The organism is Janthinobacterium sp. GW822-FHT07A03, from assembly GCF_058798815.1.
Genome location: NZ_JBXAKW010000047.1, coordinates 1 through 640, shown reverse-complemented (window position 1 = coordinate 640; position 640 = coordinate 1). Strand labels below are relative to the sequence as shown.

Genomic DNA, 640 nt, shown 5'->3' with positions numbered 1-640 from the left:
GATCGAGCAGATAGATGCGGGTATTGGCGATCGGGCGGCCGACCGGTTCAACCGGCGATGCAGAACATCTGCCATCAATCTTGCGGCACGTAGACCAGATCGTCGTTTCGGTCGGGCCATACAGGTTCCATACCTCCGCCACCCGTGGGCACAGGCGTTCGGCCAGCTCCACCGTCAATGCTTCACCACCGCACAACGCACGCAGGTCACGCTTTCCGCTCCATCCGTTATCGAGCAACATTCGCCACGTCACCGGAGTCGCTTGCATCAATGTGACAGAGTAAGCTTCCAGCGCCCATTGCAGCCGCGCATGATCCGACGCCGCGGCACCGGGCAGAAGCACTGTTCTGGCACCGGTCACCAGTGGCAGATAGAGCTCAAGCCCTGCGATATCGAACGAGAGGGTGGTCACTGCCAGCAGCGTGTCGTCCGCGCCAATACCTGGCTTGTCCCACATCGTCATGAGGAAGTTCACCACCGACGCATGCTCAACCATGACTCCCTTGGGCAGGCCGGTCGAGCCGGAGGTGTAGATGACGTAGGCCAGGTGGCGCGCGCTCAACCCCAGTGCCAGCGGATCCGGATTGGTATCGCACTGCGGCGCCAGGTCATCAAGCAGCAGTACGGCCGCGTCCGGGAC

The 640-nt window shown here is 62.0% G+C and carries 1 protein-coding gene; it reads right to left on the bottom strand.

Going from position 1 to position 640, the window contains the following annotated elements:
* Positions 1-640, bottom strand: a 640-nt coding sequence (locus tag AC1RJW_RS29715; protein ID WP_493048116.1) for an AMP-binding protein, incomplete at both ends; no start/stop codon positions are given.